The sequence below is a fragment of the [Mycobacterium] manitobense genome, assembly GCF_025821665.1.
Lineage (GTDB): Bacteria > Actinomycetota > Actinomycetes > Mycobacteriales > Mycobacteriaceae > Mycobacterium > Mycobacterium arseniciresistens.
The window spans coordinates 1-25,130 of sequence record NZ_JACKSJ010000050.1 but is presented as its reverse complement, the minus strand read 5'-3'; the positions used below and the strand labels follow the sequence as shown (position 1 = coordinate 25,130).

Annotated in this window: 28 protein-coding genes; 21 read left to right on the top strand and 7 right to left on the bottom strand. The window is 70.5% G+C overall.

Annotated elements, in window-relative coordinates; all coding sequences use genetic code 11:
- Together H7I41_RS06510 and H7I41_RS06505 are read right to left on the bottom strand one after the other, a co-directional pair.
- The coding region (locus H7I41_RS06510; protein WP_264011755.1) for a DUF3515 family protein at nucleotides 1-257 on the bottom strand (257 nt) is incomplete at its 3' end.
- Nucleotides 258-267: 10 nt separating this feature from the next.
- Complete coding sequence (locus tag H7I41_RS06505; RefSeq protein ID WP_264011754.1) at nucleotides 268-510, bottom strand: Lrp/AsnC ligand binding domain-containing protein; 243 nt, start codon at nucleotides 508-510, stop codon at nucleotides 268-270.
- Between the two features lie 105 nt (nucleotides 511-615).
- Here H7I41_RS06505 and H7I41_RS06500 point away from each other — a divergent pair, with 105 nt between their 5' ends.
- The gene (locus H7I41_RS06500) at nucleotides 616-1,584 is read left to right on the top strand and encodes a thiamine-phosphate kinase (protein WP_264011753.1); all 969 of its coding nucleotides are present in this window, start codon (nucleotides 616-618) and stop codon (nucleotides 1,582-1,584) included.
- Between the two features lie 28 nt (nucleotides 1,585-1,612).
- Nucleotides 1,613-2,296 (top strand): uracil-DNA glycosylase, encoded by a 684-nt coding sequence (locus tag H7I41_RS06495; protein WP_264011752.1) that lies wholly within the window; start codon nucleotides 1,613-1,615, stop codon nucleotides 2,294-2,296.
- Here H7I41_RS06495 and H7I41_RS06490 read toward each other — a convergent pair.
- Nucleotides 2,293-2,595, bottom strand: coding sequence for a hypothetical protein (locus H7I41_RS06490; RefSeq protein WP_264011751.1), 303 nt, complete (start codon nucleotides 2,593-2,595; stop codon nucleotides 2,293-2,295). The two genes, H7I41_RS06495 and H7I41_RS06490, sit on opposite strands and share 4 nt — an antisense overlap.
- Before the next feature lie 119 nt (nucleotides 2,596-2,714).
- The gene (rpmB, locus tag H7I41_RS06485; RefSeq protein WP_264011750.1) at nucleotides 2,715-2,909 is read right to left on the bottom strand and encodes a 50S ribosomal protein L28; all 195 of its coding nucleotides are present in this window, start codon (nucleotides 2,907-2,909) and stop codon (nucleotides 2,715-2,717) included.
- 233 nt (nucleotides 2,910-3,142) lie between these two features.
- Here rpmB and H7I41_RS06480 point away from each other — a divergent pair, with 233 nt between their 5' ends.
- From H7I41_RS06480 to H7I41_RS06460, 5 genes are all read left to right on the top strand, one after another.
- Nucleotides 3,143-4,792: a fatty acid kinase ATP-binding subunit FakA gene (locus H7I41_RS06480; RefSeq protein ID WP_264011749.1), complete on the top strand. Its 1,650-nt coding sequence runs from the start codon at nucleotides 3,143-3,145 to the stop codon at nucleotides 4,790-4,792.
- A gap of 2 nt (nucleotides 4,793-4,794) precedes the next feature.
- A complete protein-coding gene (recG, locus tag H7I41_RS06475) occupies nucleotides 4,795-7,017 on the top strand; it encodes an ATP-dependent DNA helicase RecG (protein WP_264011748.1) in 2,223 nt (740 codons plus the stop codon).
- Nucleotides 7,014-7,718, top strand: coding sequence for an HNH endonuclease family protein (locus H7I41_RS06470; protein WP_264011747.1), 705 nt, complete (start codon nucleotides 7,014-7,016; stop codon nucleotides 7,716-7,718). The genes recG and H7I41_RS06470 overlap by 4 nt, the downstream gene beginning before the upstream one ends.
- Before the next feature lie 103 nt (nucleotides 7,719-7,821).
- Nucleotides 7,822-8,478 carry a methyltransferase family protein gene (locus tag H7I41_RS06465; RefSeq protein ID WP_264011746.1) on the top strand — a complete coding sequence of 219 codons (657 nt, stop codon included), beginning with the start codon at nucleotides 7,822-7,824 and terminating at the stop codon, nucleotides 8,476-8,478.
- A gap of 40 nt (nucleotides 8,479-8,518) precedes the next feature.
- Complete coding sequence (locus tag H7I41_RS06460) at nucleotides 8,519-9,340, top strand: serine hydrolase (protein WP_372503689.1); 822 nt, start codon at nucleotides 8,519-8,521, stop codon at nucleotides 9,338-9,340.
- A gap of 10 nt (nucleotides 9,341-9,350) precedes the next feature.
- Here H7I41_RS06460 and H7I41_RS06455 read toward each other — a convergent pair whose 3' ends face one another.
- On the bottom strand, nucleotides 9,351-10,190 hold the full coding sequence (locus H7I41_RS06455) for an aldo/keto reductase (RefSeq protein WP_264011745.1): 840 nt from the start codon (nucleotides 10,188-10,190) through the stop codon (nucleotides 9,351-9,353).
- Nucleotides 10,191-10,347: 157 nt separating this feature from the next.
- Between H7I41_RS06455 and H7I41_RS06450 the strand changes: the two genes are divergently transcribed.
- The 6 genes from H7I41_RS06450 (at nucleotide 10,348) to coaD (ending at nucleotide 17,535) form a co-directional block, all read left to right on the top strand.
- Nucleotides 10,348-11,490 carry an alpha/beta hydrolase gene (locus H7I41_RS06450; protein ID WP_264011744.1) on the top strand — a complete coding sequence of 381 codons (1,143 nt, stop codon included), beginning with the start codon at nucleotides 10,348-10,350 and terminating at the stop codon, nucleotides 11,488-11,490.
- 50 nt (nucleotides 11,491-11,540) lie between these two features.
- Nucleotides 11,541-12,320: a DsbA family protein gene (locus H7I41_RS06445; protein WP_264011743.1), complete on the top strand. Its 780-nt coding sequence runs from the start codon at nucleotides 11,541-11,543 to the stop codon at nucleotides 12,318-12,320.
- Nucleotides 12,317-12,949, top strand: a complete 633-nt coding sequence (locus tag H7I41_RS06440) for a vitamin K epoxide reductase family protein (RefSeq protein ID WP_264011742.1) — start codon at nucleotides 12,317-12,319, stop codon at nucleotides 12,947-12,949. Before H7I41_RS06445 ends, H7I41_RS06440 begins: the two co-directional genes overlap by 4 nt.
- Nucleotides 12,950-12,992: 43 nt before the next feature.
- The gene (locus tag H7I41_RS06435) at nucleotides 12,993-16,376 is read left to right on the top strand and encodes a pyruvate carboxylase (protein ID WP_264011741.1); all 3,384 of its coding nucleotides are present in this window, start codon (nucleotides 12,993-12,995) and stop codon (nucleotides 16,374-16,376) included.
- The gene (gene rsmD / locus H7I41_RS06430; RefSeq protein WP_264011756.1) at nucleotides 16,373-16,921 is read left to right on the top strand and encodes a 16S rRNA (guanine(966)-N(2))-methyltransferase RsmD; all 549 of its coding nucleotides are present in this window, start codon (nucleotides 16,373-16,375) and stop codon (nucleotides 16,919-16,921) included. The genes H7I41_RS06435 and rsmD overlap by 4 nt, the downstream gene beginning before the upstream one ends.
- Nucleotides 16,922-17,052: 131 nt before the next feature.
- Nucleotides 17,053-17,535, top strand: a complete 483-nt coding sequence (gene coaD / locus H7I41_RS06425) for a pantetheine-phosphate adenylyltransferase (protein ID WP_264011740.1) — start codon at nucleotides 17,053-17,055, stop codon at nucleotides 17,533-17,535.
- A gap of 10 nt (nucleotides 17,536-17,545) precedes the next feature.
- Here coaD and H7I41_RS06420 read toward each other — a convergent pair whose 3' ends face one another.
- Complete coding sequence (locus H7I41_RS06420; RefSeq protein ID WP_264011739.1) at nucleotides 17,546-17,935, bottom strand: VOC family protein; 390 nt, start codon at nucleotides 17,933-17,935, stop codon at nucleotides 17,546-17,548.
- Between the two features lie 149 nt (nucleotides 17,936-18,084).
- Here H7I41_RS06420 and H7I41_RS06415 point away from each other — a divergent pair, with 149 nt between their 5' ends.
- The 5 genes from H7I41_RS06415 (at nucleotide 18,085) to mutM (ending at nucleotide 21,783) form a co-directional block, all read left to right on the top strand.
- Nucleotides 18,085-18,651: a hemerythrin domain-containing protein gene (locus H7I41_RS06415; RefSeq protein WP_264011738.1), complete on the top strand. Its 567-nt coding sequence runs from the start codon at nucleotides 18,085-18,087 to the stop codon at nucleotides 18,649-18,651.
- 167 nt (nucleotides 18,652-18,818) lie between these two features.
- The gene (gene sepIVA, locus H7I41_RS06410; protein ID WP_264011737.1) at nucleotides 18,819-19,556 is read left to right on the top strand and encodes a cell division protein SepIVA; all 738 of its coding nucleotides are present in this window, start codon (nucleotides 18,819-18,821) and stop codon (nucleotides 19,554-19,556) included.
- A 73-nt stretch (nucleotides 19,557-19,629) separates the two neighbouring features.
- Nucleotides 19,630-20,232 (top strand): YceD family protein, encoded by a 603-nt coding sequence (locus H7I41_RS06405; protein ID WP_264011736.1) that lies wholly within the window; start codon nucleotides 19,630-19,632, stop codon nucleotides 20,230-20,232.
- Complete coding sequence (gene rnc, locus H7I41_RS06400; protein ID WP_264011735.1) at nucleotides 20,229-20,930, top strand: ribonuclease III; 702 nt, start codon at nucleotides 20,229-20,231, stop codon at nucleotides 20,928-20,930. The genes H7I41_RS06405 and rnc overlap by 4 nt, the downstream gene beginning before the upstream one ends.
- Entirely contained in the window at nucleotides 20,923-21,783 is an 861-nt protein-coding gene (gene mutM / locus H7I41_RS06395) for a DNA-formamidopyrimidine glycosylase (protein ID WP_264011734.1), read from the top strand. The genes rnc and mutM overlap by 8 nt, the downstream gene beginning before the upstream one ends.
- A gap of 1 nt (nucleotide 21,784) precedes the next feature.
- On the opposite strand, the gene H7I41_RS06390 is transcribed toward mutM, so the two are convergent.
- On the bottom strand, nucleotides 21,785-22,570 hold the full coding sequence (locus tag H7I41_RS06390; protein WP_264011733.1) for an Rv0361 family membrane protein: 786 nt from the start codon (nucleotides 22,568-22,570) through the stop codon (nucleotides 21,785-21,787).
- A 126-nt stretch (nucleotides 22,571-22,696) separates the two neighbouring features.
- Here H7I41_RS06390 and H7I41_RS06385 point away from each other — a divergent pair, with 126 nt between their 5' ends.
- The 3 genes from H7I41_RS06385 to smc all read left to right on the top strand — a co-directional run.
- Nucleotides 22,697-23,125, top strand: a complete 429-nt coding sequence (locus tag H7I41_RS06385) for an OsmC family protein (RefSeq protein ID WP_264011732.1) — start codon at nucleotides 22,697-22,699, stop codon at nucleotides 23,123-23,125.
- A complete protein-coding gene (locus tag H7I41_RS06380; protein WP_264011731.1) occupies nucleotides 23,109-23,393 on the top strand; it encodes an acylphosphatase in 285 nt (94 codons plus the stop codon). The genes H7I41_RS06385 and H7I41_RS06380 overlap by 17 nt, the downstream gene beginning before the upstream one ends.
- A 27-nt stretch (nucleotides 23,394-23,420) precedes the next feature.
- Nucleotides 23,421-25,130 (top strand): chromosome segregation protein SMC (gene smc, locus H7I41_RS06375; RefSeq protein ID WP_264011730.1); only part of this gene is annotated, 1,710 nt, incomplete at its 3' end.

Genomic DNA, 25,130 nt, shown 5'->3' with positions numbered 1-25,130 from the left:
GCGCCTGCGGGCGTGGGTTCGGCCGTCGGCGCCCTCCGGTAGGTGCCCAGCTCATCGGGCAGGGCGTCGAGCAGCCTGCGACAGTCCGGGCCGTCGGCCGCAGGCGCCGGCACCGCCGAGATCGCCACCGGCTCGGCCGGTGTGTCGGCCTGCCGGATCGCCGCCACCGCTAGCAGCACCACGACCGCCGCGACAGCCACCGCGACCGCCGCGATCATCAGCGCGCGCGGCGGCCCGTCCCCGGTCGGTGCAGTCACCCGGTCAACCCTAGAGCTGGGCTCCGTCGGCGATCGGGCAGGTCAGCGTGCGGGTGATGCCGGTGCTCTGCTGCACCGACGGCACCACGGTGCCGGTCAGGTCGGCCGTCGTGTCGGCGGCCACCCGCACCACCACGTCGTAGGGCCCGGTGACGTATTCCGAGGACACCACGCCGGGCAGTCCCGCGAGTTGCTTGGCGACGACCTCGGCGCGGCCCACCTCGGTCTGGATCAGCATGAAAGCCTCGACCACCTGCCGTCTCCTCTGTCTCGCTGCATAGACTCCACGCCGCAGGGACCAAACGTACCGCAGGTCGAGCCGGTGTTCATTTTCGCGAACGGCCCGGTAGGAGGCGACATGGCGAGCTTCGAACCGGCCGAAACACTGGCTACGGCCGGGGAGTTCGCGGTGATCGACCGGCTGGTCAATGGGCGTGAGCAACCGGCCGCGGTGGAACTGGGACCCGGTGACGACGCCGCGGTGGTGCGGGCCGGCGACGGGCGCACGGTGGTGTCGACCGACATGCTGGTCGCCGGGCGGCACTTCCGGCTGGACTGGTCAACGCCTCACGACGTGGGACGCAAGGCCATCGCCCAGAACGCCGCCGACATCGAGGCGATGGGCGCGCGCGCGACGGCCTTCGTCGTGGCCTTCGGCGCTCCCGCCGACACACCCGTCGCCCAGGCGGTCGAACTCGCCGACGGGTTGTGGGAAGAGGCCCGCCGGCTCGGCGCGGGCATCGTCGGCGGCGACCTGGTCCGGTCACCGCAGTGGGTGATCTCGGTGACGGTGCTCGGCGACCTGGCCGGCGGACATCCGGTGCGCCGCGACGGCGCCCGCGCGGGCGACGTGCTTGCCATGGCGGGCGAGCTCGGGCGGTCGGCGGCGGGATTCGCGCTGTGGGACAACAGGATCGACGAGTCGTTCGAAGGCTGCGCCGAACTGCGGCGGCGGCACCTGGTGCCCGAACCGCCCTACGGCGAGGGTCGCCGGGCGGCCGCGGCGGGTGCCACGTCGATGACCGACGTCTCCGACGGCCTGCTCGCCGACGTCGGGCACCTCGCGTCGGCCGCAGGGGTGCTTGTCGACATCGCCGCCGACGCGCTGCGGGCCGACCACGACGCCGTGTCCGCGGCCGCGGCGGCGACCGGGGCCGACGCCTGGGACTGGGTGCTCGGCGGCGGTGAGGACCACGCCCTGGTCGCGACCTTCCCCGGCCCGCCGCCCGAGGGCTGGCGGGTGATCGGACGGGTCCTCGACGGTCCGCCCGAGGTCCTGGTGGACGGTCGGCCGTGGCAGGGCAACCGGGGATGGCAGTCGTTCTGACCGACCGTGCACGCTAGGTTGGCCACTCGTGACCGCACGCCCACTGGAAGAAATCGTCGAGCCCGGCTGGGCTCGCGCGCTGGCGCCCGTCGGAGACCAGGTGACCCAGATGGGGGAGTTCCTTCGCGCCGAACTGGCCGCTGGGCACCGCTATCTGCCTGCGGGCCCGAACGTGTTGCGCGCCTTCACCTACCCCTTCGACGAGGTGCGGGTGCTGATCGTCGGCCAGGATCCCTACCCGACGCCGGGCCACGCCGTCGGCCTGAGTTTCTCTGTCGGCGCCGACGTGCGGCCGATCCCGCGCAGCCTGTCGAACATCTTCACCGAGTACACCGCCGACCTCGGCCTTCCGCAGCCCAGCACCGGTGACCTGACGCCGTGGGCGCAGCGCGGGGTGCTGCTTCTCAACCGGGTGCTCACCGTGCGGCCCGGCACGCCCGCGTCCCATCGCGGCAAGGGCTGGGAGGCCGTCACCGAGCGCGCCATCCAGGCGCTGACCGACAGGAAGAAACCCCTGGTCGCGGTGCTGTGGGGGCGCGACGCGGCCACCCTCAAGCCGATGCTGGCAGGCGGGGACTGTGTGGCGATCGAGTCGCCCCACCCCTCACCGCTGTCGGCGTCGCGCGGATTCTTCGGATCGCGGCCGTTCAGCCGCGCGAACGAGTTGCTGACGCAGATGGGCGCCGAGCCCGTCGACTGGCAACTGCCCTAGCTACCGGGGATCGCCGGGATCGGCGGCGGTGCAGGAATCGCCGGTGGTGCGGGGATCGCGGGAGGCGACGGGATCGCAGGCGGCGACGGAACCGCAGGCGGGGGTGGGACCTCGACGGTCGCGTCACCGCCGGTGGTGCCGGGCAACTCGGGCGACGGCGTCGTCGAACCGGGCACCTGGGTCTGGGTCTCGGTCTCCGTCTCCACGGTGGTCGTCACCGACGTGGTCTCGGTGGTGGAGGTCTCGCTCTCCCCGCCGGAATCGTCGCCGCACGCCGTGAAGAGGGTGCCGGCTGCCACGCCGGCGGCCAGAGTGAGGAGAACAGACTGGGACGTGCTGCGAAGCGCCATGAAGACAGGGCTTCCCCCTGCGTCCCGGGGGCTAAACCCCTAGTCGAGACGGCCGGAGCCCGGCTGGGTCAGCCGCGCGCGACCTTGCCGGCCTTGATGCACGAGGTGCAGACGTTGATGCGCTGCTTGTTGCCGCCCGGGCGGGAGGCGGCGCGCACCGACTGGATGTTGGGATTCCAGCGGCGGCTGGTACGCCGGTGCGAATGCGACACCGACTTGCCGAAGCCGGGGGCCTTCCCGCAGACATCGCACACGGCAGCCATAGTCAGAACTCCTCGGATCAGTACGTGCTCGGATCTTGGGGGCCAACGACCGCAAGCGGGTGACCCGACAACCTGATCAGGATACCGGCCGCCGCGGCATTCCCCAAAACGGCGCCCGTGCGGCTGTGGATCGGCTGTCCACAGGGCGTGACCAGCCCGGCTGATGTGGTCGGCGGTGTCGTCGCCACTCGTTAGGCTGACGCGACGGCGGACTACACGGGTCTGGAGGTGGGATGGCGGGTCGGCGGCTGGACGCCTGCGCGCTGCGCCGGTGGGCCCACACGTCGGTGGGCGACCTGATCACCCACACCGACGAGATCAACCGCCTCAACGTCTTCCCCGTCGCCGACGCCGACACCGGCACCAACATGCTGTTCACCATGCGCGCGGCATGGGAGCAGGTCGACGCACAGGGACCTGGCGACGTCGCCGCAGTGAGCGCGGCGCTGGCCGAGGGCGCCCTGCACGGCGCCCGTGGCAACTCCGGGGTGATCCTGTCCCAGATCGTGCGCGGGCTGGCCGTCGTCACCGCCGAGGCCGCCGCCGAGCGTGGCGGCGAACTCCCCGAGGTGGACGGCGAGCTGTACGCCGCCACGCTGCGACAGGCCGCGGCGTTCGCGGCGACGTCGATGGGGGAGTCGGTGCCGGGCACGATCGTCACCGTGCTGCAGGCCGCCGCCGATGCGGCCACCGGAGTCGCCGCCGACGGTGCCGATGCGGCCCACGTGGCCGCCGTGGCCGCCGACGCCGCGGCCGACGCCCTCGACCGCACCCCGCAACAGCTCGCAGTCCTGGCCTCCGCGGGGGTGGTCGACGCCGGTGGACGGGGCCTGCTCGTCCTGCTGGACGCCATGACCTCGACGCTCACCGGCGAGGTCACCCGGCGCGCGGAGTACGTGCCGTCCCCGTCCTCTTCACCGTCCCCCGGCGCCCACTCGGGCGGCGAACGGAACGCCACCGCGGCGCCGCCCCAGTTCGAGGTGATGTACCTGCTCAGCGACTGCGGCGCCGACGACGTCGAGCGGTTGCGCGGCCGGCTCGACCACCTCGGTGAATCCGTGGCCATCGCGGCCTCCGGCGGTGGGCAGTACTCGGTGCACGTGCACGCCGACGATGCGGGCGCCGCCGTCGAGGCCGGCCTCGCGGTGGGCACACCGAGCCGCATCCAGATCACGGCGCTGACCGGCGCCGCCGCCGCCCGGCCCGCGGCGGGGTGGAGCCGTGACCGGGCGGTGCTGGCCATCGTCGACGGCGCAGGCGCCGAGGAGTTGTTCAGTGGTGAGGGAGCGCAGGTGCTGCGGCCCGCCCCCGACGGTCCGGTGAGCGCAAGCCAGTTGCTGCGGGCCCTCGTCGACGCAGGCGCCGCGCAGATCATGGTGCTGCCCAACGGCTATGTCGCCGCCGAGGAGCTGGTCGCCGGATGCACAGCGGCGATCGGCTGGGGCATCGACGTGGTGCCGGTGCCCGCGGGGTCGATGGTGCAGGGGCTGGCCGCCCTCGCGGTGCACGATCCCGCACGCCAGGCCGTCGACGACGGGTACACGATGGCCCGCGCCGCCGCGGCCGCCCGGCACGGGACGGTGCGCACCGCCACCGAGGAGGCGCTGACGTGGGCGGGCACATGCAGGCCCGGCGACGGACTCGGCATCGCCGGTGACGAGGTGCTGATCGTGGGCCCCGACCTCACCGCCGCCGCGGCCGGACTGATCGACCTGCTGCTGGTGGCGGGCGGCGAACTGGTCACGGTGCTCACCGGCGACGGCGTCGACGCGTCGGTGGGCGCGGCGCTGCGCGAACACGTGCACCGCGAGCACCTCGGCACCGAACTCGTCACCTATCACACCGGCCACGGCGGTGACGCGCTGCTGATCGGCGTCGAATAGCCATGGCGACCCTCTCCGACCGCCTCGACAAGGTCATCGGCGCGAAATCGGCACGCAAGCTCGAGGAGCACCTCGGCCTCCGCACGGTGAACGACCTCCTGCGCCACTACCCGCGCAAGTACAGCGACGGCATGACCGTGCGCGGTGAGGGCGAGGCGCTCGATCTCGAGGAAGGCGAGCACGTCACCTTCGTCGACGAGATCACCGAGGCCGACCCGGGATTCATGAAGGCGCAGCCGGGCAAGCGCAGGCGCCAGTACCTGCGCCTGACCATCGGTAAACGCACACCGAAGGTGACGGCGACGTTCTTCAACGCGGACTGGATGATCGACAAGCTGCCGGTCGGCACCCGGCTGATGTTGTCCGGTGAGGTGAAGTGGTTCCGCAACACACTTCAGTTGAGTCACCCGGACTTCCTCGTCCTCGAGTCGCCGCTGGGAAAGAAGATCGGCACCAAGTCGCTCAAGACCATCGCGGCCGCCTCGGGCGAGACCGGCGACGACCTGCTGGCGGCGTTCGAGCGGGACTTCTTCCCGATCTACCCGGCCAGCGCCAAGGTGCAGAGCTGGGACATCTATGCGTGCGTGCGGCAGACGCTCGACATGCTCGATCCTGTACCTGATCCGTTGCCCGCCAACGTTGTTCGTCAACGCGGTCTGGTCTCGGAAGACGCCGCGCTACGGGCGATCCACCTGGCCGAGAGCGAAGCTGAACGCGACCGGGCCCGGGACCGGCTGACTGTCGACGAGGCGGTCGGGTTGCAGTGGGGTCTGGTGAGCCGGCGCCACGGCGAGCTCGGGGAGTCCGGCCCTCCGGCACCGCTGCGCGACGACGGTCTGGTCGCCGGACTGCGCGAGAGGCTGCCGTTCGAGCTGACGAACGGTCAGCGCGAGGTGCTCGTCGAACTGTCGTCCGAACTCGCGGCCAATCGGCCGATGAACCGCATGCTGCAGGGCGAGGTCGGCTCCGGCAAGACGATCGTCTCGGTGCTCGCGATGCTGCAGATGGTGGACGCCGGCTATCAGTGCGCGCTGCTGGCGCCCACGGAAGTGCTTGCTGCGCAACATGAGCGATCGGTCCGCGATGTGCTCGGTCCGCTGGCGATGGCGGGGCAGCTCGAAGGCGCCGACCGGGCGACCGCGGTGACCCTGCTGACCGGGTCGATGTCGCCGCAGCAGAAGCGTCAGGTACGCGCCGCCGTGTCCTCCGGAGAGGCGGGCATCGTGATCGGCACCCATGCGCTGCTGCAGGACGCGGTGGAGTTCCACAACCTGGGCATGGTGGTGGTCGACGAGCAGCACCGCTTCGGTGTCGAACAACGGGACCGGTTGCGCGCCAAGGCCCCTGCGGGCCTCACCCCGCACCTGCTGGTGATGACGGCCACGCCCATCCCGCGCACGGTGGCGCTGACGGTCTTCGGCGACCTCGAGACCTCGACGCTGCGCGAGCTGCCGCGCGGGCGGCAACCGATCACCACCAACACCATTTTCGTCTCCGCCAAACCGGCGTGGCTCGAGCGGGCGTGGGCACGGCTGGCCGAAGAGGTGCGCGCCGGGCGGCAGGCGTACGTGGTGGCGTCACGGATCGACGAATCCGACGAAGAGCCGGGCGCCGGCGGCGGACCGCCGCCCACCACCGTGGTGGAGCTGTTCGACCGGCTGAAGGGTGGTCCGCTGTCCGGGCTGCGGCTGGCGCTCATGCACGGCAGGTTGCCGGCCGACGAGAAGGACGCGGTGATGTCCGCGTTCCGGGCCGGCGAGATCGACGTCCTGGTGTGTACGACCGTGATCGAGGTCGGTGTCGACGTCCCCAACGCGACGGTGATGGTGGTGATGGACGCCGACCGATTCGGCATCAGTCAGCTCCACCAGCTGCGCGGCCGCATCGGCCGGGGCAACCATCCCAGCCTGTGCCTGCTGGCCACCCGGCTCCCGGAGGGCTCGAAAGCCGGTGCGCGGCTGAAGGCGGTGGCGAGCACGCTGGACGGGTTCGAGCTCGCCGACCTGGACCTCGAACAGCGCCGCGAGGGGGACGTGTTGGGCCTCAACCAGTCCGGGCGCCGGCTCAAGCTGCACTTCCTGTCACTGGTCGACCATCTGGAGATCATCCAGGACGCCCGTGCGCTGTGCGAGGAGCACTACACCCAAGCGCCGCAGGACCCGGGGATGGCGCTGCTCGCCGCCCAGTTCACCGACACCGACGTGGACTACCTGGACAAGACGTGACCAGGCGACGGACGTGGTGGGTGGCGGTGGCCGCCGTGCTCGCGGTGCTGGTGGCCGTACAGGTCAACACCGGGCAGTCGCCGGGGCGGTTCGTCGCCCAGGCCGAGATCCCTACCGTCATACCGGGAACCGACATCCTGGCCGGGGTGCCCGAGGTGCCGGGCAGGCTCCGCGGCAACGACTACCGGCGGGCCGCCTTCGGCGAGTCGTGGACCGACGACACCGACGCGCCCGGCGGCCGCAACGGCTGCGACACCCGCAACGACATCCTCGAACGCGACCTGGTGGACAAGACCTATGTGTCGATCAGCCGCTGCCCGACCGCGGTGGCCACCGGCACGCTGCACGACCCGTACACCAACGCCACGGTCGCCTTCGTGCGCGGCAACCAGATCGGGGCGTCGGTGCAGATCGACCACCTCGTCCCGCTGGCACTGGCCTGGGACCTCGGCGCCCGGCACTGGACCGATCATCTGCGCGCCAGATTCGCCAACGACCCGGCGAACCTGATCGCCGTGTCAGGTGCGGCCAATCAGGACAAGGGCGACGACACGCCGGCCGAGTGGATGCCACCCAACCGGGCGTTCTGGTGTCAGTACGCCGTCCAGTTCTCGGCGGTGCTGCGCGGGTACGGACTGCCGGTGGACACCCGCTCGGCGGTAACGCTGCGCGACGCCGCAGCCACCTGCCCGACCGGCTGAGGTGGCGGCGAACGGGAGATCCCTTCACAACCGCGAACTAAGTATAGACACATGCGCATATGACTACATATGCTCGAACCGTCGATATGAGAGGACCATTCAGATGGCAAGTGCAGCGCTGGCGCTCTACGCGGTGTTCATCGTCACCGGCTTCGGCTGGCGCAGCTACCTGCAGTGGCGCCGAACCGGATCGACGGGGATGCGGGGCTTTCACGGCAGGCCCGGATCGACGGAGTGGCTCGCAGGCGTCGGTTTCGCGATCGCCGTCGTGGCCGGCGCCGTCGCGCCGATCCTGCAGCTGGTCGGTGCGTTGACTCCGGTCGGGGCGCTGGACCATCCGCTGTTCGGTGTCGCGGGAACGATTCTCGCGGTTCTCGGCATCGCGGCGACACTGTGGGCCCAGGAGTCCATGGGCGACTCGTGGCGCATCGGCGTCGACACCGGTGAGGTGACCCAGCTGGTCGACAACGGAGTCTTCGGCTGGGTGCGCAATCCCATCTTCACCGCGATGCTGGTCTTCGGCGCCGGCGTGGCACTGATGAACCCGAACGTGCTCGCCCTGCTCGGCTTCGCGCTGCTGTCCGTGTCCATCGAGCTCCAGGTCCGTGTCGTCGAAGAGCCGTACCTGCTGCGCACCCACGGCGCGCGTTACCACGAATACGGCCGCCGGGTGGGACGCTTCATCCCGGGAGTCGGACGTTTCGGCACAGATTCGGTCGAAGACGGCCGGCGACCCGATGTTCGATCACCGCGTCGGTGAAGGTCGTGCGACCCGCGACGTGAGGAAGAGAGGCAGGCCTGTGCGAGCGGTCACCGTGTTCGCCGTCGTCACCGCCCTGCTCTTCTCGGCCGGTGGTGCCGCCCCCGTTGCCCGTGCGGCGTGCGGACCCGACGATTCGCAATGTGACCTGCGCGCCCGAATCACCAGAGCAGAGAACTACATTGCGACACGGCCGGGAACCGTGGGACTCGTGGTGCGCGATCGTGTGACGGGAGCCAGGTACCGCAACGCCGACGCCGGCACCCTCGTGTGGACGGCGTCCACGATCAAACTCGCGATGGTCGCCGACCTGCTCACCCGCGAACGGGCGGGTTCGCTCCGGCTCGGCGAGGAGGATCGGCGACTCATGGTCGCGATGCTGCGTAGTTCGGACAACGCGGCGGCCGACGCACTGTGGGCGCGCTACGGGGGCACCGACAACGCCTTCAACCAGAACTTCCCCCGCTACGGGATGCCGAATGTGCGCCCGCAACCGGGCTTCGGCGACGTGTTCCCGTACTGGGGCTTCCAGAAGGCCACTGCCGACGACCTCGACGGTCTGATGAACTTCGTCCTGACCGGCCTGCCGCCCACCGACGCCGCCGCGGTCGTCGCGGAGATGCAGCGGGTCGACCGCGACCAGCAGTGGGGAGTGTGGGGCGCTGGCGGCGCCATGGCGCCGGGCAACAAGAACGGATGGTCGCAGGAGCAGGGCGGATGGGTCGTCAACACGGTGGGATTCGCCGGGCCGCAGCAGCGCTACACGTTGGCGATCATGAATTCGCTCGACGGCGAGGGCGGCTATGACGACGGTGTGGAGACCACGACGCAGATCAGCCGCATCCTGCTGGGACCCGCTTAGCGCCGTGAGCTCAGGTGCCGGTGTAGGTGTCCGGGTCCGGACGGAAACGGGTGCCCTCGTCGAGCCCGTCGAGCGTCGCCATCTCGTCGCCGGTGAGCTCGAAGTCGAAGACGTCGAGGTTCGCGGCGATGCGCTCCGGGTTCGAGGAGCGGGGGATCACCACGTTGCCCAACTGGATGCTCCAGCGGATCAGCACCTGTGCGGCCGACTTCCCGTGGGCCTGCGCGACCGCGGTGACCGCCGGGTTCTCCAGCAGCCTGCCCACGCCCAGCGGGCCGTAGGCCTCGGTGACGATCTCGTAGCCGGCGTTGACCGCCCGCAGTTCGGCCTGGTTGAGCAGCGGATGCAGCTCGATCTGGTTGATCGCGGGGGTGAAGAACGACAGGTCGATGATGTTGGACAGATGCTCGGCGTGGAAGTTGGAGACACCGATCGAGCGGGTCACCCCGTCTTCCTTGAGCTTCATCAGCCCGCCCCAGCTGTCGACGTACTTGCCGTGGTCACCGGCGGGCCAGTGGATCAGGTACAGGTCGACGTAGTCCAGTCCGAGCCGCTCCAGGCTCGCGCGGCCCGCGTCCTGAGAGGACTTGAAGCCCAGGTCGCCGGTGGCCAGCTTGGTGGTGACGAACACCTCGTCGCGCGGAATGCCCGACGACTTCACCGCCCGGCCCACCGCGGCCTCGTTGCCGTACGCCGCCGCCGTGTCGATCAACCGGTACCCGGCCTCCAGCGCCGCCGACACCGCGCGCTCGGTCTCGGCATCGGAGAGCTCTCCCACCCCCAGCCCGAGGACGGGAATCGAGTGTCCGTCGTTGAGCGTGACGGTGGGAACCGCTGGCGCCGTTGTCATGTCACCTACCCTGTGGTTTGAAGGTCCGGAGATCGGTTCACCGACTTGCGGATGACGATATTACGAGTTCGGAACGCGGCCTAATCAGCACCCGGGCCGGGGGTGGGTGTTCCGGCGGCAGCGGGTACATGACACTGACAGCGAACGAGGGATATCCATGACATCGAGTGACGCACTGCACGCACCGCGGGTCGGGCCCGAGGAGTCCGGACCGGGGCCGGCGCCGCGGGGGCGCAGCACCGTGCGCGACGCGGTGGTCAACGCGGTCACGGCCGCGTCGTTCCGGGTCATCCCGCGGCTGCCCGATGTGGTCAAGCGGGTGGTGCTCGGTGGCCGATCGGTCACTGTCGACGGCAACACGCTCGACACCACGCTGCAGCTGATGCTGACTGGGGAGCGGGTCGCCGGGATCGGCGGCCTGGTGGCCAGCGAGGACGTGGCCGTCGCCCGCACCCAGCTGCGGACGGTGGCCGCGATGTTCCCGTGCGGCATCGCCGCCGACGTCAGCGACATCGAGATCCCCGGGCCTGCGGGGCCGATCCCCGCCCGCCATTACCGGCCGGTGCAGGCCGTCTCCGGTCCGGCGCCGCTGCTGGTCTTCTTCCACGGCGGCGGGTTCGTCATCGGCGACCTGGAGACTCACGACGACCTCTGTAGGCGGATCAGCCGCGACGGCCGCATGCACGTGCTGTCGGTCGACTACCGGCTCGCGCCCGAGCACAAGGCGCCCGCGGCCGTCGACGACGCCGACGCCGCCTACCGCTGGGCCGCCGACCACGCCGCAGAGCTGGGAGCCGACCCGCAGCGCGTCGCCGTCGGCGGCGACAGCGCGGGGGGCAACCTGGCCGCGGTGGTCTGCCAGCACGCCCGCCGCGACGGCGTCCGCCCACCGGCGTTGCAGCTGCTCATCTACCCGGTCACCGATCTGAGCAGCGACACCAGGTCCAAGACGCTGTTCGCCGACGGCTACTTCCTCACCGCCCGCGACATGAACTGGTTCGCCGCGAACTACGTCGACGGCTCGTCGGTGACCGTCGACGATCCGGTGGTGTCGCCACTGCTGGCCGACGACCTGCGCGGGCTGCCCCCGGCGCTGGTCCTGACCGGCGGTTTCGACCCGCTGCGCGACGAGGGCAACCGCTACGCCGAGGCGCTGCGCGCCGCCGGGAACGAGGTCGAGCTGCGCGAGGAGAGCACGCTGGTGCACGGCTTCGTCAACTTCTTCCCGCTGGGCGGCGGCAGCGAGCGGGCCACCGCGGACATGATCTCGGCGCTGCGGGCGCATCTGCAGCACCCGTAGCACCCGGTGCACGCTGGGGCCCGCCGACCACCCGCCGGTACGCTGGCCCCGTGGCCACCAAACCCAAGAAGACGCCCCGCTACGACCTGAAGGCGGCCGATCGCAAGCGCAACCTGTTCATCCAGATCGGCCTGACCGGGATCGTGGTGGTGTTCGCCGTCGCGCTCGTGCTCTACATCGTGTCGTCGGCCGAAGACCGTCCCGGCTCCGGCGAGGCCAAGGCCGTCCGGTTGGCGTCGGACAGCCTGATCGTCAAGGAGGGCACCACCGAGCCGAAGGTGGTGCTGTCGCTCTACGAGGACTTCCTGTGCCCGGCCTGTGGCCAGTTCGAGCAGGAGTTCGGGCCCACGGTCGGCAAGCTCATCGACAGCGGTGCGGTGGCCGCGGACTATTACACGGTGGCGATCCTGGACCGGGTGGGTGACGGCTACTCGTCGCGTGCCGGCAGCGCTGCATACTGCGTGGCCGACGAGAACAAGGAGGCGTTCCAGCGTTTTCATGCGGCGCTGTTCACCCCGGGCATCCAGCCCCAGGAGGGCAGCGGCGTCTACCCCGACGACAAGCAGCTGATCGAGTACGCCCGGCAGGCCGGCGTCACCGGCGGCGTGTCCGACTGCATCAACAAGGGTCGTTATGTCGAGATGGTCAAGGGCATGGCGGACGCGACGGACGTCAACGGCACGCCGACCATCCGCATCAACGGCGAAGACTTCCAGCTGACCCAACAGACCACGCCGGACGACCTGATCGCCAAGGTCAAGGAGATCGTCGGGGACATCCCCGCGCTGGACGGCCCCGCCCCCGGCCCCGTTCCCCCGCCGTCGTCATGACCGTCGCCGCGCCCAGCGCCGTCGAACCGACCGAACCGGCCGCGAACAGCCGGTCCGGGAGTCGCGTCCGGTCGCCGAGCGCGGTGTGGGTGCTGATCGCCGGTGTCCTCGGCCTGGCGGCGGCAGCCACCCTGACGGTGGAGAAGGTCCAGCTCCTCATCGACCCCAGCTACGTGCCGTCGTGCAGCCTGAACCCGGTGCTCTCGTGCGGTTCTGTGATGACCACGCCGCAGGCGTCGGCGTTCGGCTTCCCGAACTCGCTGATGGGCATCGTGGCGTTCACCGTGGTCCTGATGACCGGTGTGCTCGCCGTCGCCAAGGTGTCGCTGCCGCGCTGGTACTGGATGGGTCTTGCGGCCGGGACGCTAGCGGGCACGGTGTTCGTGCACTGGTTGATCTTCCAGAGCCTGTACCGCATCGGCGCGCTGTGCCCCTACTGCATGGTGGTGTGGGCGGTGACGATCCCGCTGCTGGTGGTGGTGTCGTCGATCGCGCTGCAGCCCGCGCAGGGCAACGCGGTCGCACGCGCTGTGCACCAGTGGCGATGGTCGCTCGTCGCGCTGTGGTTCACCGGGTTGATCCTGCTCATCCTCGAGCGGTTCTGGGACTACTGGTCCACCCTTCTCTGACCACCCCGGGACGTCGGGCCCGCGCGACGCGTTAAAGTAGCGCGTGATCTCGAAGGTGCTGGTCGCCAACCGTGGGGAAATAGCGATCCGGGCGTTTCGCGCGGCCTATGAGATGGGCATCGCGACGGTGGCGGTGTACCCGTACGAGGACCGCAATTCGCTGCACCGGCTGAAGGCCGACGAGTCCTACCAGATCGGCGAGGTCGGCCATCCGGTGCGCGCCTACCTGTCGGTCGACGAGATCATCCGGGTGGCCCGGCACGCCGGCGCCGACGCGGTCTATCCCGGCTACGGCTTCCTCTCGGAGAATCCCGAACTGGCCGCGGCGTGCGCCGAGGCCGGCATCACCTTCGTCGGGCCCGGCGCCGACATCCTGGAACTGACCGGCAACAAGTCGCGGGCGATCGAGGCGGCCCGGGCCGCCGGGCTGCCCGTGCTCTCGTCGTCGGCGCCGTCGGAGTCGGTCGAGGAGCTGCTGGCCGCCGCGGAGTCTATGGAGTTCCCGCTGTTCGTCAAGGCCGTCTCCGGCGGCGGCGGACGCGGGATGCGGCGGGTCAGCGATCCGGGAGGGCTCCAGGAGGCCATCGAGGCGGCCAGCCGCGAGGCGGAGTCGGCGTTCGGTGACGCATCGGTGTACCTGGAGCAGGCGGTGCTCAACCCGCGCCACATCGAGGTGCAGATCCTGGCCGACCGCCACGGCGAGGTGATGCACCTGTTCGAGCGGGACTGCAGCGTGCAGCGCCGCCACCAGAAGGTGATCGAGCTGGCCCCGGCCCCGAACCTGCCCGCCGAGCTGCGGGAGAAGATCTGCGCCGACGCGGTGGCCTTCGCCCGTGAGATCGGATACGCCTACGCGGGCACCGTGGAGTTCCTGCTCGACGAGCGCGGCAACCACGTGTTCATCGAGATGAATCCGCGCATCCAGGTGGAGCACACCGTCACCGAGGAGATCACCGATGTGGACCTGGTGGCCTCCCAGTTGCGCATCGCCGACGGCGAATCGCTGGCCGATCTCGGATTGAGTCAGGAGTCCCTGCAGATCCGGGGCGCGGCGATGCAGTGCCGGATCACCACCGAGGACCCGGCCAACGGCTTCCGGCCGGACACCGGCCGCATCACCGGTTACCGGTCGCCGGGCGGGGCGGGGATCCGCCTCGACGGCGGCACCGTGCTCGGCGCCGAGATCAGTGCGCACTTCGACTCGATGCTGGTCAAGCTGACCTGCCGCGGCCGGGACTTCTCCACCGCGGTGGCCCGTGCGCGACGTGCGCTGGCGGAGTTCAGGATTCGCGGTGTCTCGACCAACATCCCGTTCCTGCAGGCCGTGGTCAACGACGTGGACTTCCGCGCGGGCAGGGTCACCACGTCGTTCATCGACGAACGTCCCTATCTGCTGACCGCCCGCACCCCGGCCGACCGCGGCACCAAGATCCTCAACTACCTGGCCGACGTGACGGTCAACCAGCCGCACGGCCCGCGGCCGTCGGCGGTGTACCCCCAGGACAAGCTGCCCACCCTGGACCTCACGACGCCGGCGCCGGCAGGTAGCAAGCAGCGCCTCATGGAGCTGGGCCCGGAGGGCTTCGCGGCGTGGCTGCGTGACGAGCCCGCGGTCGGGGTCACCGACACCACCTTCCGCGACGCCCACCAGTCGCTGCTGGCCACCCGGGTGCGTAGCACCGGCCTGCTGACGGTCGCGCCGTACGTGGCGCGGATGATGCCGCAGCTGCTGTCCATCGAATGCTGGGGTGGCGCGACTTACGATGTGGCGCTGCGGTTCCTGAAGGAGGACCCGTGGGAACGGCTGGCGGCGCTGCGTGAGGCGGTGCCCAACATCTGTCTGCAGATGCTGCTGCGCGGCCGCAACACCGTGGGGTACACGCCCTATCCGGAGACGGTGACGACGGCATTCGTCGAGGAGGCCACCGCGACGGGCATCGACATATACCGCATCTTCGACGCGCTGAACAACGTCGACTCGATGCGCCCCGCCATCGACGCCGTGCGCGCCAGCGGCAGCGCGGTCGCCGAGGTGGCGATGTCCTACACCGGCGACTGCGCCGATCCGCGTGAGGACCTCTACACGCTGGACTACTACCTGCGGCTGGCCGAGCAGATCGTCGAGGCGGGTGCACACGTACTGGCCATCAAGGACATGGCCGGGCTGCTGCGGCCGCACGCGGCCACCCTGCTCGTCGGCGCGCTGCGGTCCCGTTTCGACCTGCCGGTGCACGTGCACACCCACGACACCCCCGGCGGCCAGCTCGCCACCTACACCGCGGCCTGGGCGGCAGGCGCGTCGGCGGTCGACGGGGCCGCCGCGCCGCTGGCCGGCACCACCAGCCAGCCCGCACTCTCCTCGATCGTGGCCGCCGCCGCGCACACCGACCGCGACACCGGACTCGACCTGGGCGCGGTCTGCGACCTGGAGCCGTACTGGGAGGCGCTGCGAAAGGTGTACGCGCCGTTCGAGTCCGGTCTTCCCGCGCCGACCGGGCGGGTCTACCACCACGAGATCCCCGGCGGTCAGCTCTCCAATCTGCGCCAGCAGGCCATCGCGCTGGGGCTCGGCGACCGGTTCGAGGACATCGAGAACGCCTACGCGGGCGCCGACCGCATCCTCGGCCGCCTGGTCAAGGTCACGCCGTCGTCCAAGGTGGTCGGCGACCTGGCGCTGTCGCTGGTCGGTGCCGGTGCCGACGCCGACGAGTTCGCCGCCGACCCGGCCCGTTTCGACATCCCTGACAGCGTGATCGGCTTCCTGCGCGGCGAGTTGGGTGATCCGCCCGGCGGCTGGCCCGAACCGCTGCGCTCCACAGCACTGGCCGGGCGCGCCCCCGCCAAGCCCGTCACCGAACTGAGTCCGGAGGACGAGGCGGTGCTGGCCCAGCCCGGCCCGAAACGCCAGGCCGCACTCAACCGCCTGCTGTTTCCCGGCCCCACCAAGGAATTCGAGGCGCACCGCGAGGTCTACGGCGACACCTCCCGGCTGAGCGCCAACCAGTTCCTCTACGGTCTGCGCCAGGGTGAGGAGCACCGGGTATACCTCGAGCGGGGTGTCGAACTGCTCATCGGCCTGGAGGCCGTCTCCGACGCCGACGAACGCGGCATGCGGACCGTGATGTGCATCCTCAACGGCCAGCTGCGCCCGGTTCTGGTGCGCGACAACAGCATCGCCAGCGAGGTGCCGACCGCCGAGAAGGCTGACCGCACCGACCCCGACCACGTCGCCGCGCCGTTCGCCGGCGTCGTGAACGTCACCGTCGCCGTCGGCGACGAGGTCAGCGCCGGCCAGACCATCGCCACGATCGAGGCGATGAAGATGGAGGCCGCCATCACCGCACCCAAGGACGGCAAGGTGGCGCGTATCGCGGTCGCCGACACCGCACAGGTCGAAGGCGGCGACCTCCTGGTCGTGGTCAGCTGACCCGCCTCATCGCCGGCGCGCTCGGCGGCCGCCGGATCACCGTTCCGCGCAGCGGCACCCGGCCCACCACCGACCGGGTCAGGGAGTCGTTGTTCAACGTGCTCACGGCCCGGCTCGACCTGGCCGGGCTGTCGGTGCTCGACCTGTACGCCGGATCCGGAGCCCTTGGGCTGGAGGCGATCTCGCGCGGAGCGTCGACCGTGACGTTCGTCGAGGCGGATCGGCGCGCGGCCGGGGTCATCGAGGGCAATCTCGCCGACCTCGGCGTGCGTAACGCGCACGTGCGCAAGGCCGGTGTGGCCGCTGCGCTCGGCGGCGCCGCATCGCCGGTGGACCTGGTGCTGGCCGACCCGCCCTACGAGATCGCCGAGGCGGAGATCGACGAGATGATCGCGCTGCTCGACGCCGGCTGGACACGTGCCGGGACGGTGGTGGTGATCGAGCGCCGCGCATCGGCCGCGCCGACACGGTGGCCGGAGCACTGGACCCCGTGGCCGCAGCGGCGTTACGGCGACACCCGGCTGGACATCGCCGAGTCCGGCTGAGCGGATTCAATCCCCGGTCGCTTCGCTCCTGCCCTCCGATTCAATCCCCGGTCGCTTCGCTCCTGCCCTCCGATTCAATCCCCGGTCGCTTCGCTCCTGCCCTCCGAGCCGCCCTGCTAGCGTCGTCACCCATGAGCGGCGCCGTATGCCCCGGATCGTTCGACCCGGTCACGCTTGGTCACATCGACGTCTTCGAGCGGGCCGCCGCGCAGTTCGACGAGGTCGTCGTCGCCGTGCTCGGGAATCCGAACAAGAAGGGGCTGTTCAGCCCCGACGAGCGGATCGCGATGATCGAGGAGTCGACGACGCACCTGCCGAACCTGCGGGTGGAGTCCGGCTCCGGGCTGGTCGTCGACTTCGTCAAGGCGCGCGGGCTGACCGCGATCGTCAAGGGCCTGCGCACCGGCACAGACTTCGAGTACGAGCTGCAGATGGCCCAGATGAACAAACATGTCGCCGGGGTGGACACCTTCTTCGTCGCGACCACGCCGCGCTACTCGTTCGTGTCGTCGTCGCTGGCTAAGGAGGTGGCGATGCTCGGCGGTGACGTCACCGAGCTGCTGCCCGAGGCGGTCAACCGCCGGCTGGCCGAAAGGCGCGGCGCCGCAGGCTGATTCGCCGCACCTAGTCGGGCGTCACCGTGGTGAGGCAGAACGGGTGGCCGACGGGGTCGAGCATGACGCGCCACAGTGAGGGGGCCTGCTGATGGGCCGCCTCGCGGGCACCGAGGGCGACCGCCTGCGCGACGGCGTCGGTGATGTCGTCGACGGAGACGTCGAGATGCATCTGCTGGAGCTGCCCGGGTTCGGGCCAGGTCGGCGCGACGTAGTCGGTGACGCGCATGAACGCCAGCACGCCGGTGCCGTCGGTGATCGCGACGACACTGCCGTCGGGGGCCTCGACGAGTCGGTGCATGCCGAGCAGTGCGGCGTAGAAATCGGCGAGGGCGGCCGGGTCGGGGCAGTCGATCGAGGTGGCGCCAAGGCGTCCCACCGGCGGACCGGGCGTCGTCATGGCGCACATCCTGCCACGGCGGCGGCGACGCATATCACCGGCTCACGGCGCCCGGCGCACGGTTGACCTGGCGCGACGCGGGGTAGCCACGGTGTGGCGCACAGCCCATTGCGCCGCCCGAATCAGCCAGCAATACGGAGGTCACTGTCGTGGCTCAGACATTCGTGCAATCGACCGACGACGTCGTCGCGTTCCTCAAGGACCAGCACAACCTCATCAAGGACATGTTCGACGACGTGCTGTACGCGTCGGAGACCAAGGCCAGGGAGAAGGCGTTCACCGAACTGCGCCAACTCCTCGCGGTGCACGAGACCGCAGAGGAGATGGTGGTGCACCCCAGGGTCCGTCGCGAGGTGGACAGCGGGGACCTCATCGTCGACGCCCGCCTGCGCGAGGAACACGTCGCCAAGGAGTACCTCTCCGCCCTGGAGGCGATGGACATCGGCTCCCAGGAGTTCCTCGACGAACTCGTGCTGTTCCGTGCGTCCGTGCTCGACCACGCCGAACGCGAGGAGACCGAGGAGTTCAACAAGCTGCAGCGCGAACTGGACCCCGCCGATCTCAAGCGCATGGCCGCGGGAGTTTTGGCCGCGCAGGCGATCGCCCCCACCCGGCCGCATCCCGGCGTCGAGTCGGCGAAGCTGAACTTCGCGGTCGGCCCGTTCGCCTCGATGCTGGACCGGGCGCGCGACGCGATCGCCGCGGCGATGCGCTGAGCGGCACGCACCGGCGCCCGGCCTGCGGGTTCGGCCGGCCGTGCGCTGGTGCATGCTGCATTGCATGCTGAAAATGTGCCGGGTGCGACACACCGACCGTGCTGCAGAGTCACAGCGGTAACACCAGGCACACTAGTAACAACTTACTTCGCCTGGAGGGTGTTGCCGTGTACCGAGTTTTTGAGGCGCTCGACGAACTGGGCGCGATCGTGGAAGAAGCGCGCGGCGTGCCGATGACCGCGGGGTGTGTGGTGCCCCGCGGAGACGTCCTCGAGCTGATCGACGACATCAAGGACGCCATCCCCGGTGAGCTCGACGACGCGCAGGACGTTCTCGACGCCCGCGACTCACTGCTGCGCGACGCCAAGGAGCACTCCGAGGGCATGGTGGCGTCGTCACGGGCCGAGGCGGACTCGATGCTCAACCATGCGCGCGGCGAGGCCGACCGCCTGCTCGCCGACGCCAAGGCCCAGGCAGACCGGATGGTCGCCGAGGCACGCCAGCACAGCGAGCGGATGGTCGGCGAGGCGCGCGAAGAGGCGGCGCGGGTCAGCGCCACCGCCAAGCGCGAGTACGACGCCGCCACCGGCCGCGCCAAGGCAGAGGCCGACCGCCTGATCGAGAACGGCAACATCTCCTACGAGAAGGCCGTCCAGGAAGGCATCAAGGAGCAGCAGCGGCTGGTGTCGCAGACCGAGATCGTCGCCACCGCGAACGCCGAGGCCACCCGCCTGGTCGACACCGCGCACGCCGAGGCGGACCGGCTCCGCGGGGAGTGCGACATCTACGTCGACAGCAAGCTCGCCGAGTTCGAGGAGTTCCTCAACGGCACGCTGCGCTCCGTCGGTCGCGGCCGCCACCAGCTGCGCACTGCGGCCGGGACGCACGACTACGTCACCAGGTAGCCCCGGGGCCGCACCCGTCCGGCAGCCGCGATCCCGCGGCGGCCGTCTTGAGCAGCGCCGTAACATCGCACACATGGCTACGCAGCGGAGAGCGCGACACCGTGCAACACCTTCGCCGCTCGTGCTCGACCTGTCCACGCTGGGCCGGCGACCGGGCTCGATGCTCACGGTCCGCGAGACGATCCCCAGTCCGTTGCGGATCGGCCTCGACCTCGTCGCGGTGGAGAAGGACGCCCCGCTCGAGCTCGACCTGCGGATCGAGTCCGTGTCGGAGGGTGTGCTGGTCACCGGCACAGTCTCGGCGCCGACGGCCGGCGAGTGCGGACGCTGCCTGACCCCGATCACCGGCCACGTCGACATCGACCTGACCGAGCTGTTCGCCTATCCCGACAGCGCCACCGACGAGACCACGGACGCCGACGAGATCGGCCGGGTGGGCTCGAGCGGTCAGGCCGACACCGTCGACCTCGAGCAGCCGGTCATCGACGCCATCGGTCTCGCACTGCCGTTCGCCCCGCTGTGCGGGCCGGACTGCGAAGGGCTGTGCGCCGAATGCGGCGTCCGGTTGGCCGAAGCCGAACCGGACCATCACCACGAACAGCTCGACCCGCGCTGGGCGAAACTGGCGGCGCTGCTGCCCGACGAGGCGCCCCGCGAACCGGGGGACGATTCGTGACCGACCGCGCGCCGCTGCTCGAGGCGCTGGGGGTGGACCTGCCCCCTGAACTGCTCACCATCGCCCTGACCCACCGCAGCTACTCCTACGAGAACGGCGGCCTGCCGACCAACGAGCGCCTTGAGTTCCTCGGCGATGCCGTGCTCGGCCTGACCGTCACCGAGGAGCTCTACCACCGCCACCCCGACCGCTCAGAAGGCGACCTCGCCAAGCTGCGCGCCAGCATCGTCAACACCCACGCACTCGCCGACGTCGGCCGCAATCTCAGCGCCGACGGGCTGGGCGCCTACCTGCTGCTCGGCAAGGGCGAGGAGCACTCCGGCGGCGCCGACAAGTCGAGCATCCTGGCCGACGGCGTCGAATCACTGCTCGGCGCCATCTATGTCGAGCACGGGCTGGCGACCGCGCGGGAGGTGATCCTGCGGCTGTTCGCCGAATTGATCACCACCGCACCGACGTTGGGTGCCGGGCTGGACTGGAAGAGCAGCCTGCAGGAACTCACCGTGGCCCGGAGCATGGGCGCGCCGTCCTACGTGGTCACCTCGACGGGCCCGGACCACGACAAGGAATTCACCGCCACCGTCGTCGTCGCGGACATCGAGTACGGCAGGGGAGTGGGACGCACCAAGAAGGAGGCCGAGCTCAGGGCCGCCGCAGCGGCTTGGAATGCGTTGTCGGCCACGGGTGTCGATGCCTGAACTACCCGAGGTGGAGGTCGTCCGGCGTGGCCTTGACGCCCATGTCACGGGCCGGACCATCACCGCGGTGCGGGTCCACCACCCTCGCGCGGTCCGGCGTCACGGCGCAGGACCCGCCGACCTGACCGGCCGGCTGCTCGACGCGCACGTCGCCGGTACCGGCCGACGGGGGAAGTACCTGTGGCTCACGCTCGACGACGGTGACACGGCACTGGTCGTCCACCTCGGCATGAGTGGTCAGATGCTCCTCGGACCCGTGGCCAACGAGAACCACCTGCGCATCGCCGCACTGCTCGATGACGGCACCGCGCTGAGTTTCGTCGATCAGCGCACCTTCGGGGGCTGGCAGCTGGCCGACATGGTGACGGTGGACGGCACCGACGTCCCGATGCCGGTGGCGCATCTCGCCCGCGATCCGCTCGATCCGCGCTTCGACCGAGACGGGGTGGTGACGGTGTTGCGCCGCAAGCACTCCGAGATCAAGCGCCAGCTGCTCGACCAGACGGTGGTGTCAGGGATCGGCAACATCTACGCCGACGAGGCGCTGTGGCGGGCGAAGATCAACGGCACCCGCCTCGCGTCGGCGCTGACCCGTCGGCAGCTGACCGAACTGCTCGACGCCGCCGCCGAGGTGATGACCGACGCACTCGGCCAGGGCGGCACGTCATTCGACTCGCTGTACGTCAACGTCAACGGCGAATCGGGGTACTTCGACCGGTCGCTGGACGCCTACGGCCGCGAAGGCGAGCCGTGCCGGCGCTGCGGTGCGGTGATGCGGCGGGAGAAGTTCATGAACCGCTCGTCGTTCTACTGTCCGCGATGCCAGGCCCGGCCCCGCGTGCGGCGGTCCTGATCTAGCGGGGCATCTCCGGGAAGCCCGGCGCCGCGGTCATGCAGACCTTCCAGTCGTCGCCTTCCTTGGCGAAGTGCACTTCCTCTTTCTGGGTGCCGGTCTCCACCTGTGCGGTCGCCGCGTCACCGTCGACCTGGATGTCGGAGATCTCCGCGGTCTCCGTCGACGATCCGGGATCGCCCGGGACGTCGAGGTCGCCCAGATCACCGAGGTCGCCGAGATCACCGAACGACTCGAACAGTTCTCGGTCGCCGGCGCAGAAATAGCTCTGCAGTGCGGCTTCGAAGTCACTGCTGGCATTGATGTCGTCGAACAGCTGACGGATCGCGGCTTCGTCATCCGATTCGGCCGACGTGCCCCCACCGCTCGCCGAGGAATCGCCACCGTCGCCGGAGCCGGCCACCAGCGCGATGACGACGACCAGCGCGATGACCAGTGCGACGCCGATTCCGCCGAACAGCAACCACTTTCCCCGTCCGGAGCCGGGCGGCTGCGGGGCCGGCCCCCAGCCGGGCGGCGGGTAGCCACCCTGGTAGCCGGCGGGCGGATACGGCGCGCCCTCGTAGCCGTACTGCTGGGGCTGGCCGTACTGGGGCTGGCCGTACTGGGGCTGGCCGTACGGGGGTTGGCCGTACTGCTCGGACGGCGGCCCGTACTGCTGCGGCGAGCCGTACTGCTGAGGCTGTCCGTACTGCTGCGGCGGGCCGTACTGCGGTGGTCCGTAGGGGCCCTGCGGGGACCACTGACCCTGATTCGGATCGGGCGGCGTGGGTGGCACGTGGGTCATGGGTTGCTCCTGAGGCAGTCGCGACGACCGTAACACCGGGACGCCCTGCGGGCAGGCAGTCACCGCGGTGCCGGGCGCCCGCGAGGGCGGGGAATTGCGGCGGCCGCCACGTTGTAGAAAGAGACCATGACGGAACTGTGGGTGCAGCGTACGGGCGTGCGTCGGTACACCGGGCGGAGCTCACGCGGTGCGGAGGTGCTCGTCGGCAGCGACGACGTCGACGGCGTGTTCACACCGGGCGAGCTCATGAAGATCGCTCTGGCGGCCTGCAGCGGGATGTCGAGCGACCAGCCGCTGCGCCGGCGCCTCGGCGACGACTACGCCGCGACGATCCGGGTGTCCGGGGTGGCCGACCGCGAGCAGGAGCGCTACCCGCTGGTCGAGGAGAAGCTCGAGGTGGACCTGTCCGGGCTGTCCGAGCAGGATCGCGCCCGGCTGCTCACCGTCGTCGAGCGGGCGATCGATCAGGTGTGCACGGTGGGCCGGACGCTCAAGTCGGGCACCACGGTGAACTTCGAGGTCGACGCTGGGACGGGCGATGCCGAAGGACGCTGACGTCCGGCTGACCGCCTGGGTGCACGGCCGCGTGCAGGGCGTCGGCTTCCGGTGGTGGACGCGGTCGCGGGCACTGGAACTCGGGCTGACCGGGTTCGCCGCCAACAAGTCCGACGGGAGGGTGCAGGTGGTGGCCCAAGGCTCCCGGGACGCCTGCGAGCGGCTGCTCGACCTGCTGCAGGGGGAGAACACCCCCGGCTCGGTCACCACCGTCGTCGCCGACTGGTCCGACGCCGGTGAGCCGATCACGGGGTTTCGGGAGCGTTAGCCGCGGCGGTCAGTAGTCTGGCACGTCATGCATCTCAAGAGTCTGACGCTGAAGGGCTTCAAGTCCTTCGCATCGCCGACGACTCTGCGCTTCGAACCGGGCATCACCTGCGTCGTCGGGCCCAACGGGTCGGGCAAGTCCAACGTGGTGGACGCGCTGACCTGGGTGATGGGCGAGCAGGGCGCCAAGACGTTGCGCGGCGGCAAGATGGAGGACGTCATCTTCGCCGGCACGTCGTCGCGCGCGCCGCTGGGGCGCGCCGAGGTGACGCTGACCATCGACAACTCCGACAACGCGCTGCCCATCGACTACTCCGAGGTGTCGATCACCCGCCGGATGTTCCGCGACGGCGCCGGTGAATACGAGATCAACGGCAGCAGTTGCCGATTGATGGATGTCCAGGAGCTGCTCTCCGACTCGGGCATCGGCCGGGAGATGCACGTCATCGTCGGGCAGGGCAAGCTCTCGGAGATCCTGGAGTCCCGGCCCGAGGAACGCCGGGCGTTCATCGAGGAAGCCGCGGGCGTGCTCAAGCACCGCAAGCGCAAGGAGAAGGCGGTCCGCAAGCTCGACTCCATGTCGGCCAACCTGGCGCGCCTCAGCGACCTCACCACCGAACTGCGCCGCCAGCTCAAACCGCTGGGGCGGCAGGCCGAGATGGCCCGTCGCGCGCAGACCATCCAGGCCGACCTGCGTGACGCCCGGCTGCGGTTGGCGGCCGACGACCTGGTGACCCGCAAGACCGAGTTCGACAACACCGATCAGGCCGAGACGACGCTGCGCCGCGAGCACGACGAGATCACCACCCGGCTGGAGGCCGCAACCACTGAGCTCGACGGCCACGAGGCGGCGGTGGCGTCGCTGTCGGAACGCGCCGAGGGTGCCCAGCAGACGTGGTTCCGGCTGTCGGCGCTCGCCGAGCGGGTCGGCGCGACCGTCCGCATCGCCAGCGAGCGGGCCCAGCTGCTCGACTCCGAGCCTGAGCCGTCGACCGGCCGGGATCCCGAGGAGCTGGAGGCCGAGGCCGACGAGATGGCCGCGCGGGAGGCGCAACTGCTCGGCGAGCTGGAGGAGTCACGGCGGCGCCTCGAGGAGGCCCGCGCCGAACAGTCCGAGAAGGACCGGATCGCCGCCGAGGCCGAGCGCGCGCACCTCGCCGCCGCCCGCGCCGAGGCCGACCGCCGCGAAGGGCTGGCGCGGCTGGCCGGGCAGGTCGACACGATGCGCACCCGGGTCGAGTCGATCGACGAGACCGTGGCCCGGCTGTCGGTGAGCATCGAGGAGTCCGCCGCGAAGGCGCAGCAGGCCAGGGCCGACTTCGAGACGGTCCAGAGCCGCGTCGGTGAGCTCGACGCCGGCGAGGTCGGTCTCGACGAGCACCACGACCGCAGCGTCACCGCGCTGCGGCTGGCCGACGAACGCGTTGCCGAGCTGCAGTCCGCCGAGCGCGGCGCCGAACGTCAGGTGGCTTCCCTGCGGGCGCGGATCGACGCGCTCGCGGTCGGGATGGATCGCCGCGACGGCGCGGCGTGGCTGCAGAAGAACCACGGCGGCACAGGTCTTTTCGGCACCGTCGCCAAGCTGCTCAAGGTTCGCGCCGGGTATGAGGTGGCCATCGCGACGGTGCTCGGGCCGGCCGCCGACGCGCTGGCCGCGGAGGACTTCGGCGCCGCCCGGTCGGCGGTGGCCGCGCTCAAGGAGTCCGACGGCGGGCGCGCCGCGATCGTGCTGGGGGAC